Origin of the sequence: Pseudomonas sp. A014, from assembly GCF_052378495.1 — a bacterium.
In the GTDB taxonomy this organism is placed as follows: Bacteria; Pseudomonadota; Gammaproteobacteria; order Pseudomonadales; family Pseudomonadaceae; genus Aquipseudomonas; species Aquipseudomonas machongensis.
Genome location: NZ_CP199001.1, coordinates 705,050 through 722,534, shown reverse-complemented (window position 1 = coordinate 722,534; position 17,485 = coordinate 705,050). Strand labels below are relative to the sequence as shown.

Below are 17,485 nucleotides of genomic sequence, written 5' to 3'. Positions count from 1 at the left end.
CCTACCCCTTCCATTCCATCTCTGGCCTGCTTCTTGCTCACCATTTCATGTAGTGAGTACTTACCGAAAAAGCGCACCAATTGTGTTCTTTGGTAGCGCCCCAGAGATGAGCCAACAATGCAAACAACCATCTCCCTGCGGATCAACGGTCAGCCTGTGGATGTCAGCGCCGACGCCGACACACCGCTGCTGCTGATCCTGCGCAACGACCTGTGCCTGAACGGCCCCAAGTACGGCTGCGGCCTGGGCGAGTGCGGTGCCTGCACGGTAATCATCGACGGGGTGGCCGCGCGCTCCTGCGTGATTCCGCTGGCCGGCGCCGAAGGCCGCGAGGTCATCACGCTCGAAGGTCTCGGTAACAAGGCCGCACCGCACCCGGTGCAGCAGGCGTTCATCGACGAACAGGCGGCCCAGTGCGGCTACTGCATGAACGGCATGATCATGACCGCCAAGGCCCTGCTCGACCGTATCCCCAATCCCACCGACGAACAGATCCGCAACGAACTGTCCGGCAACCTCTGCCGCTGCGGCACCCACGTCGAAATCCTGCGCGCGGTGCGCCGCGCCGCCGGCCGCCAGGCCTGAGATCCGGAGAACCTCATGAATCACTCGCAACAGGTGCCTTCACGCGAGCAATTGCTGGCCAGCAGCGGCGTGCTGCTGATCGTCGACGAGATCACCCCACCCTCGGGGCCGGTTGCCAAGGGCGTGACACCGGTGATCAAGGACCGCGAACTGGCACTGTTCATCGCCGTCAGCGACGACGGCCTGGTTTATGCCTTCAATGGCCACGTCGACCTGGGTACCGGCATCCGCACCTCGCTGGCGCAAATCGTCGCCGAGGAGCTGGACCTGCGCATGGACCAGGTGCACATGGTGCTCGGCGACACCGAGCGTGCGCCGAACCAGGGCGCGACCATCGCCAGCGCCACCCTGCAGATTTCCGCCGTGCCATTGCGCAAGGCCGCGGCCACGGCGCGACGCTTCTTGCTGCAGCAGGCCGCCCTTGAGCTGGGCTGCGCAGCCAATGCTTTGCGGATCGAAGAAGGCGCGGTGATCGCCGAAGACGGCCGTCGCCTACCCTTCGCCGACCTGGTGCGCGGACACAACCAGCAATTGCGCATCGCCGACGACGCCCCGCTCAAGGCCGTCGAGGACTATCGCCTGGTCGGGCGCAGCGCCGCGCGGGTAGACATCCCCGGCAAGGCCACCGGCGAGCTGACCTACGTGCACGACATGCGCCTGCCCGACATGCTCCACGGCCGGGTGATCCGCCCGCCCTATGCCGGTCACGACAGTGGCGACTTCGTCGGGAACAGCCTGCTGGCGGTGGATGAAAGCTCCATCGCCCATGTGCCTGGCGTGGTCGCCGTGGTGGTGATCCGCGACTTCGTCGGCGTGGTGGCCGAGCGTGAGGAACAGGCGATCCGCGCCGCCCACGACCTCAAGCTGAGCTGGAAGCCGTTCACTGGCAAGCTGCCCGACCTCAGCGACGTCGCCCAGGCCATCCGCGACAACCCCAGGGTGCAGCGCACCGTACTGGACAAGGGCGAGGTCGACGCGGGCATCGCCAATGCCAGCCAGCGCCTGAGCCGCAGTTACCTGTGGCCCTACCAGCTGCATGGCTCGATCGGCCCGTCTTGTGCCCTGGCCGACTTCACCGAAGGCCAGATCCGCGTCTGGTCTGGCACCCAGAATCCGCACCTGCTGCGCGCCGATCTCGCCTGGTTGCTGGAGTGCCCCGAAGCGCGCATCGAGATCATCCGCATGGAGGCGGCGGGCTGCTACGGCCGCAACTGCGCCGACGACGTGTGCGCCGACGCGGTGCTGCTGTCGCGTGCGGTTGGACGCCCGGTGCGGGTGCAACTGACCCGCGAGCAGGAGCATGTCTGGGAGCCCAAGGGCACCGCGCAACTGATGGAGATCGACGGCGGCCTGAACGCCGACGGCACGGTCGCCGCCTACGACTTCCAGACCAGCTACCCCTCCAACGGCGCCCCAACCCTCGCCCTGCTGCTGACCGGCGCGGTGGAACCGGTGCCGGCGCTGTTCGAAATGGGCGACCGCACCTCGATTCCGCCCTATGACTACGAACACATGCGCGTCACCATCAATGACATGACACCGCTGGTACGCGCCTCGTGGATGCGTGGCGTGTCGGCGATGCCCAACAGCTTCGCCCACGAGTCCTACATCGACGAACTGGCCTTCGCGGCAGGCGTCGACCCGGTCGAGTACCGCCTGCGCCACCTGTCCGACCCGCGTGCCATCGATCTGGTCAAGGCCACCGCCGAACGCGCGCAGTGGCAGGCGCACACCCAGCCCATGCAGGCACCCGCCGAGGGCGATGTGTTGCGCGGTCGCGGCTTTGCCTATGCGCGCTACATCCACAGCAAATTCCCGGGTTTCGGCGCCGCCTGGGCGGCCTGGGTCGCCGATGTGGCGGTGGACCGGCGCACCGGCGAGGTGGCCGTTACCCGTGTGGTGATCGGCCATGACGCGGGCATGATGGTCAACCCCGAGGGCGTGCGCCACCAGATCCACGGCAACGTGATCCAGTCCACCAGCCGCGTACTCAAGGAACAGGTGCACTTCGAGGAATCGACGGTGGCCAGCAAGGAATGGGGCGGCTACCCGATCCTCACCTTCCCGGAGCTGCCGGCCATCGACGTGATGATGCTGCCGCGCCAACACGAACCACCGATGGGCAGCGGCGAGTCGGCCTCGGTGCCGAGCGCGGCGGCCATCGCCAACGCGATCTTCGACGCCACCGGCATACGCTTTCGCGAGTTGCCGATTACGGCCGAACGGGTGCGTGCTGCGCTTGGCGGTAACGGCGAGGATTCGTCTGCGCCAGCACAGCCCGCGTCGAAACGCTCGAAGTGGTGGTTCGGCTCGATCGCCGGCGTGTTCGGTGCCGCCCTGGGCATGCTCGCCACCGCCCTGCCCTTTCGCACGGAAATCGCGCCGGTGACGCCTCCGGCGGCCGGCAGCTGGTCGGCGGCGATGCTCGAACGCGGGCGCCAGGTGGCGGCGGCCGGCGATTGCGCGGTGTGCCACACGGTCATCGGCGGCAAGGTCAATGCCGGCGGCCTGGCGATGGAAACGCCGTTCGGCACGCTGTACAGCACCAACATCACGCCCGATCCGGAAACCGGCATCGGCCGCTGGTCGTTCGCCGCCTTCGAGCGCGCCATGCGCGAGGGCATCAGCCGCGACGGCCGACATCTGTACCCGGCCTTTCCCTACACCTCGTTTCGCAATATCACCGACGGTGACATGCAGGCGCTGTACGCCTACCTGATGTCGCAGACACCCGTGCGCCAGGAGGCGCCGGCCAACGACATGCGTTTCCCGTTCAACCAGCGCCCGCTGATGGCCGGCTGGAACGCGCTGTTCCTCAAGCGCGGCGAGTACCAGCCCGACCCACAGCGCAGTGCGCAGTGGAACCGCGGCGCCTACCTGGTCGACGGCCTCGGACACTGCACCGCCTGTCACTCGCCACGCAACCTGATGGGCGCGGAAAAAGCCGGCAAGAGCTACCTGGCCGGGGGCATGGTCGATGGCTGGGAGGCGCCAGCACTCAACGCCCTGGGCAAGTCGTCCACGCCCTGGAGCGAGAGCGAGTTGTTCACTTATCTGCGTACCGGCTTCTCCGACAAGCACGGTGTCGCCGCCGGGCCCATGGGGCCAGTGGTCAGCGAGCTGGCGACCTTGCCGGAGAGCGACGTGCGGGCCATTGTCCACTACCTGAGTTCACTGGACGGCGAGCCGCAGACGGTCGCGACCCAGGCTGCGCCTCAGGTCGATACGCAACTGTCCATCAGCAATGGCGAGCGGGTATTCAAAGGTGCGTGCATGGCCTGTCACAGCGATGGCCTGGGGCCGAAGCTGTTCGGTGTCAGCCCGTCGATGGCGGTCAACAGCAACGTGCACAGCGATGTGCCGGACAACCTGCTGCGCGTGATCCTGCACGGTATTCCAACGCCTGCGACCCGCGACCTGGGCTATATGCCCGGCTTCAGGGATAGCCTCTCGGACCGCCAGGTGGCGGACCTGGCCGCCTACCTGCGCCAGCGTTTCGCCGCCGACAAACCGGCCTGGCAAGGGCTGGCGGCGAAGAGCGCGCAGGTACGCGCCAACCCCGGCAGCCACTGAGGCTAGCGGCGCAGGCCGCGCAGGGCGAGATCGCTGATGAAGTCCAGCCAGTCGGCCTTGGCCTGCTTGTCGGCGAGGTCCACGGCGAGGAACGAGCTGAGCGTATGGCGGTTGGAGTTATAGAAATAGCAGAGCGAGGCAATCATCAGGTAGGCGTGAGTGATGTCGATGTCATTGCGGAACAGGCCCTTGGCCTGCCCCGCCTCGATGATCGGCCGCAGCACGCCGACCGCCTCGCCGGACAGCGCCTGCAGGTTCTGCGACTTGCGCGCGTGCTGGCCCTGGTGGAGGTTTTCGGTGGCCAGGATGGTAACGAACTCGGGATGACGCACGTAGTAGTCCCAGATGAACGCCACCAGTTGGCGCAACGCGCTCTCGGGGTCGGACAAGTCAAGGCGCAGCTTGGCCTCGGCCTGGTTGAAGCTGGCGTAGATATGCTCCAGCACGCTGATGAACAGCTTTTCCTTGTTGCCGAAGTAGTAATAGATCATCCGGTCGTTGGACTTGGCCAGCGTGGAGATCTGCTCGACGCGCCCGCCGGTGAAGCCCTCCTTGCTGAAGACCTTAACCGCGGCCTTGAGGATGTTGTCCTTGGTGCGGTCGGCCTGCTGGGCACGAACACCGGTTTTGCGAGTCTGCATGTCGGTCCCTGTGGGGCTGGCCAGATAGCCAACACTGCCACAGACATGGGGTGTGGCGCCAACGATTGGAACGGGGTAACCGAACATGCAGCATGTCGACCGGCCCAGCAGATCGAACGCCTGCACAGGCCGATCGGGCTGGACCTGGGCAGCAAGTCGCCAGTGGAAATCGCCCTGGCGGTAATGGCGGATGTGCTGCGGGTGTATCGCGGCAAGGCGCGGGATGCGTTGTAGCCTGCCGAGCCCCTGTGGTGCACAGATGTGAACCACCACACGCCACCCCCTTGCCGCCCGCCAATCTCTTTCCCCACAATCCCCTCCACGCCGCACCACGACAGGGAACTCACCGTGCCATCCATCTATCAGCTCAAACCCCGCTTCCAGGCTCTGCTGCGCCCTTCGGTGCAGCGTCTCTACGATCGCGGCGTCACTGCCAACCAGGTCACCGTCGCCGCAGCGTTGGTGTCGGTGCTGCTGGGGCTGCTGCTCGCCTGGCTGCCCCACGTCACCTGGCTGTTCATCCTCGTCCCGGTGTGGATGCTGCTGCGCATGGCGCTCAATGCCGTCGACGGCATGCTGGCCCGCGAGTTCGGCCAGCAATCGACCCTCGGCGCCTACCTCAACGAACTGTGCGACGTGATCGCCGACGCGGCGCTGTACCTGCCCTTCGCGTTGCTGGTCGGGGTGTCGCCGGCACTGGTGGTGCTGGTGGTGCTGCTTGCCGTCATCAGTGAATACGCCGGGGTGATGGGCCCGCTGGCCGGTGCTTCGCGGCGTTACGACGGCCCGATGGGCAAGAGCGACCGGGCCTTTGCCTTCGGCGTACTGGGCACCGGCGTGGCCTTCGGCGTGCTGAATCCGACGTGGATCAACGGCCTGCTGCTGGTCATCCTGCTGCTCTCGCTCTATACCCTCTACAACCGGGTACGCCACGGGCTGGCCGAAACCCGCTGACCCCATCGCCGCAGGACAAGGACTTTCGCCATGCGCCAAGCGCAATCGCTGCACTTTTCGACCCACGACGGCGTCGAGCTGCACTACCGGCACTGGCCGGCCACCCGCAACGAGCACCAGCCGCGCCGGGCACTGGTGATGTTCCATCGCGGGCACGAGCACGGCGGGCGCATGGCGCACCTGGCCGACGAACTGGACCTGCCCGGTTACGACATCTTCGCCTGGGACGCCCGTGGCCATGGCCTGTCGCCAGGGGCCCGTGGCGACAGTCCGAGCTTCGCCACCAGCGTGCGCGACGTGCAGACCTTCATCGAACATCTCCAGGCGCGGCACGGTATCGCCGAGCCCGATATGGTCGTGCTGGCGCAGAGCGTCGGCGCAGTGCTGATCGCCACCTGGGCCCACGACTACGCGCCCAAGGTGCGCTGCCTGGTGCTGGCCTCGCCGGCGTTCAAGGTCAAGCTCTACGTGCCCTTCGCTCGCCCCGGCCTGAAACTGCTCAAGGCCCTGCGCGGCAACTTCTTCGTCAACAGCTACGTCAAGCCGCGGCTGCTCACCCATGATCCGGAACGGGTGATGTCGTACACCGCAGACCCGCTGATCAGCCGACCGATCTCGGTGACCGTGCTGCTGGGCCTGTACGAGGCAGCCGACCGCGTGGTCGCCGACGCCCAGGCCATCCAGATACCGACCCAGTTGCTGGTGTCTGGCGCGGACTTCGTGGTGGAACGCGGCCCGCAGGAGCGTTTCTTCGAGCGCCTGGGCAGCCCGCGCAAGGAGATGCATATCCTGCCCGGCTTCTTCCACGACACCCTCGGCGAACGCGACCGCGCCCACGCCCTGGCGCGGATCGAGCGCTTCATCGCCCACTCTTTCGACGCACCGCTGCCTGCGCCTTCGCTGCTCGATGCCGACAAGGTCGGTGCCAGCTGCGCCGAGGCCGAGAGCCTGGCCGCACCGCTGCCGCACAACTCGCCGCGCGACCTCTACTGGCGCAGCTACCGCGCCAGCCTGCGCCTGGGCAAGGGGCTGTCCGAAGGGGTGAAGCTGGGTTTCGACACCGGCTTCGACTCCGGCAGCACCCTGGACTACGTGTACCGCAACCAGGCGACCGGCAAGGGCAAACTGGGCGAGCTGATCGATCGCAACTACCTCGATGCCATCGGCTGGCGTGGTATCCGCCAACGCAAGGTGCATGTCGAGGAACTGCTGCGCCTGGCCATCGCTCGCCTGCGCGAACAGGCACGACCTGTGCACATCGTCGACATCGCCGCCGGCCACGGCCGCTACATCCTCGAAGCGCTGCAGGAGCAATTGCCGGACTCGATCCTGCTGCGCGACTACAGCGAGCTGAACGTGCAGCAGGGCAGCGCGCTGATCGACGAAAAGGGCCTGGGCGAGATTGCCCGTTTCGTCCAGGGCGATGCCTTCGACCGCCAGAGCCTGGCGAGCCTCGACCCGCGCCCCACCCTGGCGGTGGTGTCCGGGCTCTATGAGCTGTTCGCCAGCAACCAACGGGTGGGCGACTCCCTGGCGGGCCTGGCCGACGCCGTGGAAGACGGCGGCTACCTGGTCTACACCGGCCAGCCATGGCATCCGCAACTGGAGATGATCGCCCGCGCCCTGACCAGCCACCGCGGCGGCGACGCCTGGGTCATGCGCCGGCGCAGCCAGGCCGAGATGGACCAGTTAGTGGAGGCGGCAGGTTTTCGCAAGATCGCCCAGCGCATCGACGAATGGGGCATCTTCAGCGTCAGCCTGGCCCAGCGGGTTCGCTGATGACGCGCGAAGCCGGGCTGATCCGGCGCGGTGTCCTGTGGCTGTTGCTGCTCGGGCCGTTCTTCTTCCTCAGTTACGGCCTGGCCAACACCTACACCGCCGGGCGCGACGATGTCGGCAGCCTGGTGTTCGACTGGGAACGGCACATGCCGCTGTGGCCATGGACGATCATTCCGTACTGGTCGATCGACCTGTTGTACGGCCTGTCATTCCTGCTGCCGCTCACGCGTCGGGAGATGGACCGCCATGCCCTGGCGCTGTTGACCGCGCAGCTGGTCAGCGTCAGTTGCTTCCTGCTGTGGCCGCTGCGTTTCACCTTCGAGCGACCGGAACTGGCAGGCGTGTTCGGCTGGCTGTTCGATGTGCTGATGGGCTTCGACAAACCCTATAACCAGGCACCGTCGCTGCATATCGCACTGCTGGTGATCATCTGGAGCATGTTCGCCCGGCACACCCGCAAACCGCTCTGGCGCTGGGCCGTGCACGGCTGGATGGCCTTGATCGGGCTCTCGGTGCTGACCACCTGGCAGCACCACTTCATAGACCTGCCCAGCGGCGCGCTGGTGGGGCTGCTGTGCCTGTGGCTGTGGCCGCACCAGGGCGCGTTGCCGCTGCGCGAGGCGCATCTGGCGCGTGAGCCGAAACGCTGGCGGCTTGGCTTGCGCTATGGCATCAGCGCCCTGTTGTGTGCGCTGCTGGCCTTCAAGCTGGGTGGAGGGTGGCTGTGTTTGCTGTGGCCGGCAGTGGCGTTGCTGGTGGTAGCGCTGAACTATGTGCTGCTGGGAGCTGGCGGATTTCAGAAAGCTGCGGATGGGCATCTGTCGAACGCCGCGACCTGGCTGCTGGCGCCTTACCTGGTTGGCGCCTGGATCAACTCCCGAGCCTGGACCTGGCGGCATCCGCAGGCAGATGAAGTATGCGACGGGGTATATCTGGGACGGATTCCCGGATTGGGCGAGGCAGGTGATTTTGCGGCGGTGGTGGATTTGTGTGCGGAGCTACCCTGCCCATGGCCAGCCACAGCGCCTGTTGAACCAGTAGGAGCGGGCTTGCCCGCGAATGGGCCAGAACAGACAACCTACCTCAGCCTGCCCACCCTGGACCTCATCCCCCCAAGCCCCGCCCTGCTGCTCCAAGCCGCAGAAGCCATCGACCGCCTGCGCCAGCAAGGCCCGCTGCTGGTCTGCTGCGCCCTGGGCTATTCACGCAGCGCCAGCGCCGTGGCGGCCTGGCTGATCCACAGCGGCCGCTGCGCCGACATCGACGCCGCCGAAGCCCTCATCCGCCAGGCCCGCCCGGGCGTAGTACTGCACCCCGGCCACCGTCATGCCCTGCTGCAACTCGGAGTCCAGCCATGAACCTGCACCTGGTCGCCACCCTGCTAGCCCGTGGCCGACAACTGGAACGGCTGTCTGACGCCCTGACCCTGCTGGCCGTCGCCTACGGCCTCGCGCCACTGCTCGGCCTGCACCTGCATCCGCTGGCCAGTGCGCTATGCATCGTGCTGCTGCTCCTCGGCCTTGCCCACAAGTACTGGGCCGTGCGCGTGGCCCTGGATGCCGAGCTCTTCGATCGCCTGGCCAGCAGTACCCGGCTCACTGACGACACCCGCGCCCTGGATCGAGCGTTGTTCGAGTTGAACCTCAAGGCCCGCGTCGACGACCCGCGCGACTGGCCGACACGCAGCCAGGCTGCACTCGCCCTGTTGCGCCGCCAGGCCCTGTGCCTGGGCCTGCAGTTGCTGTTGACCTTGGCTACCCTGCTGACACTGCCCTTCACCGGATGACCCGCACCATGCTCGCCGCCCTCACCGCCTTCGCCATCACCTCCGCCGCGCGCCTGATCACCGGCGCCCGTGCCCTGTGGCTCGGCTGCACGCCACAACCGGTGCAGCGCCTGTACTTCGCCAACCACAGCAGCCACGGCGATTTCGTCCTGCTCTGGGCCTCCCTGCCGGAGCCCTTGCGGCGCCGGACGCGGCCTGTGGCCGGGGCGGATTACTGGAACAAACCCGGGCTGCGCAATTTCGTCATACGCAAGGTGTTCAACGGTATCCTCATCGATCGCCAGCGCAGCGAAGGCCAGGACAACCCATTGCAACCGGTGCTCGACGCCCTGGCCCAGGGCGATTCGCTGATCTTCTTCCCGGAAGGCACGCGCAATCTTGGAGACGATCCACTGCTGCCCTTCAAGAGCGGCCTGTTCCACCTCGCCTCTGCCCAGCCGGAAATCGAGGTGGTACCGGTGTGGATCGCCAACCTCAACCGGGTGATGCCCAAGGGCCGCGCCCTGCCGTTGCCGCTGCTGTGCACGCTGAGTTTCGGCGAGCCCTTGCAGGTGCTGCCTGACGAAAGCAAGCAGGCGTTTCTCGAGCGGGCCCGTCAAGCCTTGCTGAACCTGGCCCCGAAGGAAGTCTGAGATGGATCACAACACCTTGTCCCTGTTCGCCGGCATCGGCGCCCTGCTGCTCCTGGCCAGCATCATCGGTCGCCTGCTCAAGTGGCGCGCAGGCTCCGCGCCGCACGCAGTGATCGACAACCTCAATGCACGCATCAACGCCTGGTGGGTGATGGTGCTGGTGATCGGCCTGGCCTTCGTGTTCGGCAAGTACGGCGTGATCGTGCTGTTCTATTGCGTGTCGTTCTACGCCCTGCGCGAGTTCATGACCCTCACCCCGACCCGGCGCAGCGACTACCCAGCGCTGGTGGCTGCGTTCTACGTAGCGTTGCCGGTGCAGTACCTGCTGATCGCCATGGACTGGTACGGCATGTTCAGCATCTTCATCCCGGTGTACCTGTTTTTGCTGCTGCCGATCCTGGCCAGCTTCGGCGGCGATACCACGCGCTTCCTGGAGCGCGCCTCGAAGGTGCAGTGGGGCCTGATGATCGCGGTTTACTGCGTGTCGTCGGTGCCTGCGCTGATGACCCTGGACATCCCCGGCTACGGGGGCCGCAACCTGCTGCTGATTGCCTGGCTGATCCTGGTGGTGCAGATCAGCGACGTGCTGCAGTACGTGTGCGGCAAGCTGTTCGGCAAGCGCAAGGTGGCGCCCAACCTGTCGCCGTCCAAAACCGTCGAAGGCCTGGCCGGCGGGGTGGCGTTGGCCACGCTGGTCGGCGCGCTGCTGTGCTGGATCACCCCGTTCAACTTCTGGCAGGCAGCGCTGATGGCGCTGACGGTCAACGCCATGGGTTTCTTTGGCGGGCTGGTGATGTCGGCCATCAAGCGCGACCGTGGGGTAAAGGACTGGGGGCACATGATCGAAGGGCATGGCGGCATGCTCGACCGCATGGATTCGGTGTGCTTCGCCGCGCCGGTGTTCTTCCACTTCGTGCGCTACTGGTGGGCCTAGAACAGCGCAGGGTCGGGGTGCAGCGGTATTGCGCCCTACCCACCCCTACCGATCCTCATCATCAATACCCCCCTGGGGTATAAGCCCTGCGCGACACCCCGCTGGCTCAAGCCCCTGAAGTCACTTGAGGTAGGAGCGCAGCAGCGCAGCCACCTTGTCCGCCTCTTCCTGGCGCTCTTGGATGCTCAGCCCGTCCGCCACCAGGTGCTCGCGGATATGCCCTTCCATGACCTCGGCCATCAGGCCGTTTACCGCCCCGCGCACCGCAGCGATCTGCTGCAGGATCGCGAGACAGTCCTTCTCCTGCTCGAGCGCCTTCTCCAGTGCGCCGGCCTGACCCTTGATCTTGCGCACTCGGGTCAGCAGCGACTTCTTGTTCTTCAACGTGTGTGCCATGGCGCCTCACATCATGATATGTATACTGGGGTATAGTATATTTCTGGATCATACGGGAGCATGATAAACCATGAAGGCCACCGCCTCTGACAAATGGCTGCACAGCCATCAGTTCCATACCAGCAACCTCGGTGCCGAGCGCAAGACGCGCCTGGCCGTCTGGCTCACCGCGATCATGATGGTCGCGGAAATCGCCGGGGGCTGGTTCTTCAACTCCATGGCGCTGCTCGCCGATGGCTGGCACATGAGCTCGCATGCCCTGGCCCTGGGCCTTTCGCTATTGGCCTACGCCGCAGCACGCCGCTATGCCACAGATCGGCGCTTTGCCTTCGGCACCTGGAAGATCGAGATCCTGGGCGGCTACTCCAGCGCCCTGCTGCTGCTCGGGGTCGCGGGGGTGATGGCCTTCCAGTCGGTCGAGCGCCTGCTCACGCCCGGTCCCATCCACTACGACGAGGCAATCTTCATCGCTGTGATCGGCCTTGGAGTCAACCTGATCTGCGCCTGGCTGCTGCGCGACGATCATGCCCACCACCACGAGCAAAACCATGAGCATGGCCACCACCAACACGACCTGAACCTGCGCTCGGCCTACCTGCACGTCATCGCCGATGCGGCGACCTCCGTGCTGGCTATCGTCGCCCTGGTGGCGGGCAAACTGTGGGGCGCCGCCTGGCTCGACCCAGTCATGGGCCTGCTTGGCGCAGTACTGGTGGCGCTTTGGGCAAGGGGGCTGCTGCGCGACACCGGGAGGGTGCTGCTGGATGCCGAGATGGACGCGCCACTGGTCGAAGAAATCCGCGAAGCGGTCGCCGCGCTGCCAGTCCAGGCGAACATCACCGATCTGCACCTGTGGCGCGTCGGCAAGGACCAGTACGCCTGCATCCTCGGCCTGGCCTGCACTACAGAGCTGAGTGCCGACCGTGTACGCCAGGCATTGGCGGAACACGAGGAGCTTGCGCATATCACCGTCGAGGTGAACGCCATAGCGCATCCAGACAGATGAACGTCGAGCGCAGGCAACCGTGCCTTTCGCCCAGCCCCTAAGGTGACGGGTCACTCAGCCCGTCATCAGGAGCCCTGCCATGTCCGACTTCATCACCGTCCTGCGCGAAACCTGTCCGACCCCGGTGGTCGATGCGACCAAGTGGAAACGCATCGGCGGCGACCCGCACACCGTCAACCTCAATGCCTACCTGTCGGCCGATGGCAGCAAGATCATGGGCACCTGGATCTGCACGCCTGGCAAGTTCGAGGTCAACTACGAGAAGTGGGAGTTCTGCCACTTCCTCGAGGGCTACTGCATCATCACCCCCGAAGGCGAAGAGCCCAAGCACCTCAAGGGTGGGGATGTGTTCGTCATCGAGCCCGGCATGAAAGGCACGTGGGAAGTGGTCGAGACCGTACGCAAGTACTTCGTCTTCGCCTGACAGCGGCCGACGGAGCGGGCGTGCAGCCGGGCCGGCAGGCTCAGCGCAGCGCCCGGTCCACCAGCACCTGCAAGCGACCACGAGAGCACTGCTCGACCCGCGCCTCGACGCCATATACCTGCGCCAGCAACTGCGGTTCGAGTACCTCGGCCGGGGTGCCGCAGGCCACCACCCGTCCCTTCTCCAGCATCACCAGGCAATCGGCATGGCTGGCCGCCAGGTTGATGTCGTGCAGCACCGCGACCGCCAACAGCCGATGGCGCACCACCCGCTCACGCACTGCATCCATCACCCGCAGTTGGTAGTGCAGGTCCAGGGCGCTGGTCGGCTCGTCGAGCAACAGCACCTGTGGATTGCGCGCCAGCAACTGGGCCAGGGCCACCAGTTGGCGCTGGCCGCCGGACAGGCTGTCCAAGCCTTGCTCGGCCAGGTGCTCGATGCCCAACTGGCGCAGCGCATCGAAGGCGGTCGCCAACAGGTCATCGGCAGCCCCCACGCGCAGCGCAGCGACGATGCTCTCCAGCACCCCGAGCGCCAGCCCCGGCGGCAGTTGCTGTGGCATGTAGGCCAGGCGCCGGGCGCGTTCGGCGAAACTCAGGCGGGTAACGTCCTCATCGCCCAGGTGCACCGCGCCCTGCATCCGCTCCAGTCCGGCCAGGGCCCGCAGCAGGGTGGACTTGCCCGCCCCGTTGGGCCCGACCAGCGCCACCAGGCTGCCCGCCGGCAGCGGCGGCAGGCTCAGTTGCTGGATGATCCGACGCGCGCCATAGCTGACCGACAGCCCTTCGATACGCAAGCTCACAACCTTCTCCCCCGCCGGAACACCAGCACCACGAACACCGGGACGCCCACCAGGGCAGTGACGATCCCCACCGGCACGATCACCCCTGGCAGGATCAGCTTGCTGGCGATCGACGACAGCGACAGCAGCAACGCTCCGACCAGTGCACTGGCCGGCAGCAGGAAGCGCTGGTCCTCACCCACCAGCAGGCGGGCGATGTGCGGGCCGACCAGGCCGATAAACCCGATGGTGCCGACAAAGGCCACCGCAGTCGCCGACAGCAGGCTGATGCGCAGCAGCGAAGCGACGCGCAGGCGCCGGGTATCCACGCCGAAGCTGCGGGCACGGTCTTCGCCCATGCGCAGCAGGGTCATGGCCGGGGCGGCGCGCAGCGAGAACGGCAGCACCAGCGCCAGCACCGCAGCAAGAATGCCCAGCTTTTGCCAGTTGGCCCGCGCCAGGCTGCCGAGGGTCCAGAACACCAGTTGCTGCAGCACATCCTCGGTGGCCAGCAATTGCAGCAACGACACCAATGCGTTGCAACTGAACACCAGCGCGATACCGAACAGCACCAGGCTCTCGACCCCGGCACCGCGCAGCCGCGACATGGCCTGCAGCAGCAGTACCGACAAGCAGGCGAAGACGAACGCCATCACCGTCACCTGGGCGCTCGGCGTCAGCCAGGCAACCGACAGCGGATAAGCGATGGCCAGCGACGCACCCAGCGCCGCGGCAGAGGACACACCCAGGGTGAAAGGGCTGGCCAGCGGGTTGTCGAGGATCGCCTGCATCTCGGCGCCGGCCAGTGCCAGCGCGGCCCCGACCAGCACCGCCATGAGCGCGTAAGGCAGGCGCACGTTCCAGATGATCACCCGTTCGGTGGCGCTCAGTGCGTTCGGGTCGAACACCCCATGCAGCAGTTGTCCGAGCCCCATGCCGGAGGCGCCGCTGGCCAGGTCGCCGAGCACCGCCAGCGCCAGCAGCACGGCCAGCCCTCCGACCAGCCCGGCGCGCCGCCAGAGCAGGCGCCGATAACGCCAGGCTGCCAGCGCGGCGCCGTCCAGAGCCTGGGCGGTCACTTGGTGTCGATCCAGTAGTGGCCGTCCAGGCCGACCTTCAGCAAGTGGTTGATGTCGGTCATGGTCGCTTGCGGATCCAGATCCTTGAAGCGCTCGGGGTGAACCCAGCGGGCCATGGCTTCGATGGCGAGGATGTTGAACGGCGAGTTGTAGAAGTCATGCCACAGGCCATGGGCCTGGCCATCGCGGATCGGGCGCAGTGGTGCGAACTCGGGGCGCGCGATGATCCTGGCCAGGCTCTGGCGCGCGGTATCGGCACTCACGCCAGCACCCAGCAGCACGCCGGGGGCGCGGTTGCCGGTGGCGATGTAGACGTCCGGGTCGGCCTTGAGCACGTATTCGACGCTGACGTCGCCCAGCGCACCGGGCACCACGTCGGCGGCAATGTTGTGCCCACCGACCGCCTCGACCACGCTGCCCAGGCCGCTCTTGCCGGTAGTGTGCCCCGGCGCCTGCCAGACGCCTGCCAGCAGTTCGAGGAAGACCTTCGGGCGCTCACTGTCCTTGAGCCCCGCCACCTGGTCGGTGACGTGCTTGAGGTGGCTGTCGTAGAGGTCCAGGTATTCCCGCGCCTGCTGTTCGCGACCCAGCAAGGTGCCCAGGGCTTCGAGGCTGACGCGGGTGTTCTTGATCGGGTGCACGCGGAAGTCGATGAACAGTACCGGGATACCGGCCTGCTCCAGCAGGTCGGCGACCGGGCTGTGCTGGGTCGGACCTTCGCCGGCGATGCTGAAGATCGCCAGGTCCGGTTTCAGTGCCAGGATCTGCTCGGCGCTGACGCTCTGCTCCGAGGCCTGGCCGATCAGCGGCAGCTTGGCCACCTGTGGATAAAGCTTGGCGTAGACCTCGTAGGTGTGCGGGTCGAGCAGGCGCATGTCGTTCTGCCAACCGACCACGCGCTGGAACGGGTTGTCGCGATCCAGCAGGGCCAGGGCGAAGAACAGCCGCCCCTCGCCGAGGACGATACGCTGGGGCGCATGATCGACCTCGACCTTGCGCCCGAGCACGTCAGTGACCTGGGCGGCGCTGGCGGTCTGGAGAGTGCCGAGGCCTGCGGCCAGCAGCATGAGCAACGGCAACAGGCGCCGCGCGGAACGGAGAATGGAGGGCATCGGAGGGCTCCTGGCAACAGCGGATGCGTGACAGAGAATCGGTCTCATTCAAGACCGGGCATTCTAGTCAGCGGGCCGCCCTTGCCAGTGTCCGGGTATGTAGTGGGATGTCAGCGAATCGTCATGGGTGACGTTTCATTACATTGGGGTTGCGGTGTGTTCTTCGCGGGCAAGTCGCAGCGGCAAACAACAGCTCCCACAGGTAACACCACAGTATTCAGAAGCTATGGGGGCTATTGTGGTTGCCCGCGAAGAACCCAGCGCAATCTTTCAGCCAAGCATCGCTCTCAACGCCCGGCAATCCGCCGCATGCCAGTCCGCCAGCTCCGGCCAGGGGTTGTCGGGCAGGTTGACCAGCACCGTCCTGGCCCCCGCCGCCCGCCCGCAATCCAGGTCGAAGCGGTAGTCGCCCACCATCACCAGCTCCGACGGCGCCACGCCCCAGGCCCGGGCGATCTGCAACAGGCCATCCGGGTCGGGCTTGGGCGCCGCCTCGTCACGCCCCAGGATGTGCTCGACCGGGAAGCAGTCCGCCAGGCCAATGGCCTCCAGCGTGACATGTGCCAGCTCCCGCGCGTTGCGCGTGAGGATCGCCAGTCGGCAGCCACGCGTCGACAGCTCGCGTACCAGCTCGACCGCGCCGATCGCGGCCTTCGAGGCGATCGCCAGGTCGCGCTCGTGCTCCAGCAGCCAGGCGTGCTTGGCCGTGGCCTCTTCGTGGGGTAGCGCGGCAAGGTGGGTGAGGATGTCGTCCTCGGGCGGAATCTCCAGCGCCTCGCGGATCGCGGCAAAGTCGTGCACCGCCACGGTGAGGGTGCCGTCCATGTCGAACACCCAGTTACGTACTTCGTGCAGGCTCATGCCCAGTCCTTGCGATGGCGGATCAGGCCTTCCTGGGTGGACGAGGCCACCAGTTGCCCGGCGCGGTTGAAGATGCTGCCGCGGGTGAAACCACGGGCGTTGCCGGCCCACGGGCTGTCGGTGGCGTACAGCAGCCAGTCGTCGGCACGCAGGTCACGGTGGAACCACAGTGCATGGTCGAGGCTGGCGATCTGCATATCCTTCTGCCACACCGATTTGCCGTGCGGCAGCAGCGAGGTGGTCAGCAGGCCGAAATCCGAGGCGTAGGCCAGCAGGTACTTGTGCAGCGCCGGGATGTCCGGAAGGCTGCCGTCGGCACGGAACCAGGCGTACTTCACCGGGTCGCCCGGCTTGGGGTCGAACGGATCGCGCTCGGTCACCGGGCGGATCTCGATGGGTTTGGCGCACAGCACCTTGTCGCGGATTCGCTCGGGCAGCTTGTCGGCCATGGCGCGGGCCAGTTCGACTTCGCTGGGCAGGTTCTCGGGGCCGACTACATCGGGCATCTGCACCTGGTGTTCGAAACCGCCCTCGTCGTACTGGAACGACGCGCTGCAGGTGAAGATCGGATTGCCCTTCTGGATCGCCGTGACCCGGCGTGTGCTGAAACTGCCGCCATCGCGTACCCGATCGACCGAGTAGACGACCGGCATGCTGGCATCGCCAGGACGCAGGAAATAGCCGTGCAGGGAATGGACATGACGCGCGTCCTCGACCGTCTGGCTGGCCGCCGACAACGACTGGCCCAGCACCTGGCCGCCGTACAACTGACGAAAGCCCAGGTCCTGGCTACGACCACGGAACAGATTCTCTTCGATGGATTCGAGGCTCAACAGGTCGACCAGGTCGTCCAACACATGGCTCATCGGGGGCTTCTCCTAACAGGTGTCACGGCAATTCGGGCATTGGCGCAAATCATACAGAATTTGTCATTGCCTCCGT

The 17,485-nt window shown here is 66.3% G+C and carries 17 protein-coding genes and 1 pseudogene; 11 read left to right on the top strand and 7 right to left on the bottom strand.

Features of this window, described 5'->3' with window-relative positions:
• Positions 1-117: 117 nt before the first annotated feature.
• Positions 118-585 (top strand): (2Fe-2S)-binding protein, encoded by a 468-nt coding sequence (locus tag ACTYOL_RS03450; RefSeq protein ID WP_200603669.1) that lies wholly within the window; start codon positions 118-120, stop codon positions 583-585.
• 15 nt (positions 586-600) lie between these two features.
• Positions 601-4,158, top strand: coding sequence for a molybdopterin cofactor-binding domain-containing protein (locus ACTYOL_RS03445; protein ID WP_444757543.1), 3,558 nt, complete (start codon positions 601-603; stop codon positions 4,156-4,158).
• A 2-nt stretch (positions 4,159-4,160) separates the two neighbouring features.
• On the opposite strand, the gene ACTYOL_RS03440 is transcribed toward ACTYOL_RS03445, so the two are convergent.
• Positions 4,161-4,799, bottom strand: coding sequence for a TetR family transcriptional regulator (locus tag ACTYOL_RS03440; RefSeq protein ID WP_054892660.1), 639 nt, complete (start codon positions 4,797-4,799; stop codon positions 4,161-4,163).
• 105 nt (positions 4,800-4,904) lie between these two features.
• On the opposite strand from ACTYOL_RS03440, the pseudogene ACTYOL_RS03435 reads away from it, so the two are divergent.
• The 7 genes and pseudogenes from ACTYOL_RS03435 to ACTYOL_RS03405 all read left to right on the top strand — a co-directional run.
• Positions 4,905-5,033, top strand: a pseudogene (locus tag ACTYOL_RS03435) (XdhC family protein); the annotation flags it as partial.
• A gap of 114 nt (positions 5,034-5,147) precedes the next feature.
• Positions 5,148-5,753 carry a CDP-alcohol phosphatidyltransferase family protein gene (locus ACTYOL_RS03430; RefSeq protein ID WP_054892662.1) on the top strand — a complete coding sequence of 202 codons (606 nt, stop codon included), beginning with the start codon at positions 5,148-5,150 and terminating at the stop codon, positions 5,751-5,753.
• Positions 5,754-5,783: 30 nt separating this feature from the next.
• Positions 5,784-7,532, top strand: coding sequence for a bifunctional alpha/beta hydrolase/class I SAM-dependent methyltransferase (locus ACTYOL_RS03425; protein WP_444757542.1), 1,749 nt, complete (start codon positions 5,784-5,786; stop codon positions 7,530-7,532).
• Positions 7,532-8,890, top strand: a complete 1,359-nt coding sequence (locus tag ACTYOL_RS03420) for a phosphatase PAP2/dual specificity phosphatase family protein (RefSeq protein ID WP_444757541.1) — start codon at positions 7,532-7,534, stop codon at positions 8,888-8,890. Before ACTYOL_RS03425 ends, ACTYOL_RS03420 begins: the two co-directional genes overlap by 1 nt.
• Positions 8,887-9,318 carry a hypothetical protein gene (locus tag ACTYOL_RS03415; protein WP_444757540.1) on the top strand — a complete coding sequence of 144 codons (432 nt, stop codon included), beginning with the start codon at positions 8,887-8,889 and terminating at the stop codon, positions 9,316-9,318. The genes ACTYOL_RS03420 and ACTYOL_RS03415 overlap by 4 nt, the downstream gene beginning before the upstream one ends.
• 8 nt (positions 9,319-9,326) lie before the next feature.
• On the top strand, positions 9,327-9,950 hold the full coding sequence (locus ACTYOL_RS03410; RefSeq protein WP_151926410.1) for a lysophospholipid acyltransferase family protein: 624 nt from the start codon (positions 9,327-9,329) through the stop codon (positions 9,948-9,950).
• 1 nt (position 9,951) lies between these two features.
• The gene (locus tag ACTYOL_RS03405; protein WP_444757539.1) at positions 9,952-10,884 is read left to right on the top strand and encodes a phosphatidate cytidylyltransferase; all 933 of its coding nucleotides are present in this window, start codon (positions 9,952-9,954) and stop codon (positions 10,882-10,884) included.
• 120 nt (positions 10,885-11,004) lie between these two features.
• On the opposite strand, the gene ACTYOL_RS03400 is transcribed toward ACTYOL_RS03405, so the two are convergent.
• Positions 11,005-11,280, bottom strand: coding sequence for a metal/formaldehyde-sensitive transcriptional repressor (locus ACTYOL_RS03400; protein WP_153774481.1), 276 nt, complete (start codon positions 11,278-11,280; stop codon positions 11,005-11,007).
• A 70-nt stretch (positions 11,281-11,350) separates the two neighbouring features.
• Between ACTYOL_RS03400 and dmeF the strand changes: the two genes are divergently transcribed.
• Positions 11,351-12,286 (top strand): CDF family Co(II)/Ni(II) efflux transporter DmeF, encoded by a 936-nt coding sequence (dmeF, locus tag ACTYOL_RS03395; protein WP_153774480.1) that lies wholly within the window; start codon positions 11,351-11,353, stop codon positions 12,284-12,286.
• A 79-nt stretch (positions 12,287-12,365) separates the two neighbouring features.
• Positions 12,366-12,710, top strand: coding sequence for a cupin domain-containing protein (locus tag ACTYOL_RS03390; RefSeq protein ID WP_063542660.1), 345 nt, complete (start codon positions 12,366-12,368; stop codon positions 12,708-12,710).
• A gap of 40 nt (positions 12,711-12,750) precedes the next feature.
• On the opposite strand, the gene ACTYOL_RS03385 is transcribed toward ACTYOL_RS03390, so the two are convergent.
• The 5 genes from ACTYOL_RS03385 to tesB form a co-directional block, all read right to left on the bottom strand.
• Complete coding sequence (locus ACTYOL_RS03385) at positions 12,751-13,512, bottom strand: ABC transporter ATP-binding protein (protein ID WP_153774479.1); 762 nt, start codon at positions 13,510-13,512, stop codon at positions 12,751-12,753.
• Entirely contained in the window at positions 13,509-14,570 is a 1,062-nt protein-coding gene (locus ACTYOL_RS03380; RefSeq protein ID WP_054892671.1) for a FecCD family ABC transporter permease, read from the bottom strand. The genes ACTYOL_RS03385 and ACTYOL_RS03380 overlap by 4 nt, the downstream gene beginning before the upstream one ends.
• Positions 14,567-15,682: an ABC transporter substrate-binding protein gene (locus ACTYOL_RS03375; RefSeq protein ID WP_200603678.1), complete on the bottom strand. Its 1,116-nt coding sequence runs from the start codon at positions 15,680-15,682 to the stop codon at positions 14,567-14,569. The genes ACTYOL_RS03380 and ACTYOL_RS03375 overlap by 4 nt, the downstream gene beginning before the upstream one ends.
• Before the next feature lie 270 nt (positions 15,683-15,952).
• Positions 15,953-16,543 (bottom strand): HAD family hydrolase, encoded by a 591-nt coding sequence (locus tag ACTYOL_RS03370; RefSeq protein WP_444757538.1) that lies wholly within the window; start codon positions 16,541-16,543, stop codon positions 15,953-15,955.
• Positions 16,540-17,409: an acyl-CoA thioesterase II gene (tesB, locus tag ACTYOL_RS03365; protein ID WP_063542654.1), complete on the bottom strand. Its 870-nt coding sequence runs from the start codon at positions 17,407-17,409 to the stop codon at positions 16,540-16,542. The genes ACTYOL_RS03370 and tesB overlap by 4 nt, the downstream gene beginning before the upstream one ends.
• Positions 17,410-17,485: the final 76 nt, after the last annotated feature.

Coding starts and splice junctions, on each gene's coding strand:
- ACTYOL_RS03450 (WP_200603669.1), top strand. CDS start 118: ATGCAAACAACCATCTCCCTGCGGATCAACGGTCAGCCTGTGGATGTC.
- ACTYOL_RS03445 (WP_444757543.1), top strand. CDS start 601: ATGAATCACTCGCAACAGGTGCCTTCACGCGAGCAATTGCTGGCCAGC.
- ACTYOL_RS03440 (WP_054892660.1), bottom strand. CDS start 4,799: ATGCAGACTCGCAAAACCGGTGTTCGTGCCCAGCAGGCCGACCGCACC.
- ACTYOL_RS03425 (WP_444757542.1), top strand. CDS start 5,784: ATGCGCCAAGCGCAATCGCTGCACTTTTCGACCCACGACGGCGTCGAG.
- ACTYOL_RS03420 (WP_444757541.1), top strand. CDS start 7,532: ATGACGCGCGAAGCCGGGCTGATCCGGCGCGGTGTCCTGTGGCTGTTG.
- ACTYOL_RS03415 (WP_444757540.1), top strand. CDS start 8,887: ATGAACCTGCACCTGGTCGCCACCCTGCTAGCCCGTGGCCGACAACTG.
- ACTYOL_RS03410 (WP_151926410.1), top strand. CDS start 9,327: ATGCTCGCCGCCCTCACCGCCTTCGCCATCACCTCCGCCGCGCGCCTG.
- ACTYOL_RS03405 (WP_444757539.1), top strand. CDS start 9,952: ATGGATCACAACACCTTGTCCCTGTTCGCCGGCATCGGCGCCCTGCTG.
- ACTYOL_RS03400 (WP_153774481.1), bottom strand. CDS start 11,280: ATGGCACACACGTTGAAGAACAAGAAGTCGCTGCTGACCCGAGTGCGC.
- dmeF (WP_153774480.1), top strand. CDS start 11,351: ATGAAGGCCACCGCCTCTGACAAATGGCTGCACAGCCATCAGTTCCAT.
- ACTYOL_RS03390 (WP_063542660.1), top strand. CDS start 12,366: ATGTCCGACTTCATCACCGTCCTGCGCGAAACCTGTCCGACCCCGGTG.
- ACTYOL_RS03375 (WP_200603678.1), bottom strand. CDS start 15,682: ATGCCCTCCATTCTCCGTTCCGCGCGGCGCCTGTTGCCGTTGCTCATG.
- ACTYOL_RS03370 (WP_444757538.1), bottom strand. CDS start 16,543: ATGAGCCTGCACGAAGTACGTAACTGGGTGTTCGACATGGACGGCACC.
- tesB (WP_063542654.1), bottom strand. CDS start 17,409: ATGAGCCATGTGTTGGACGACCTGGTCGACCTGTTGAGCCTCGAATCC.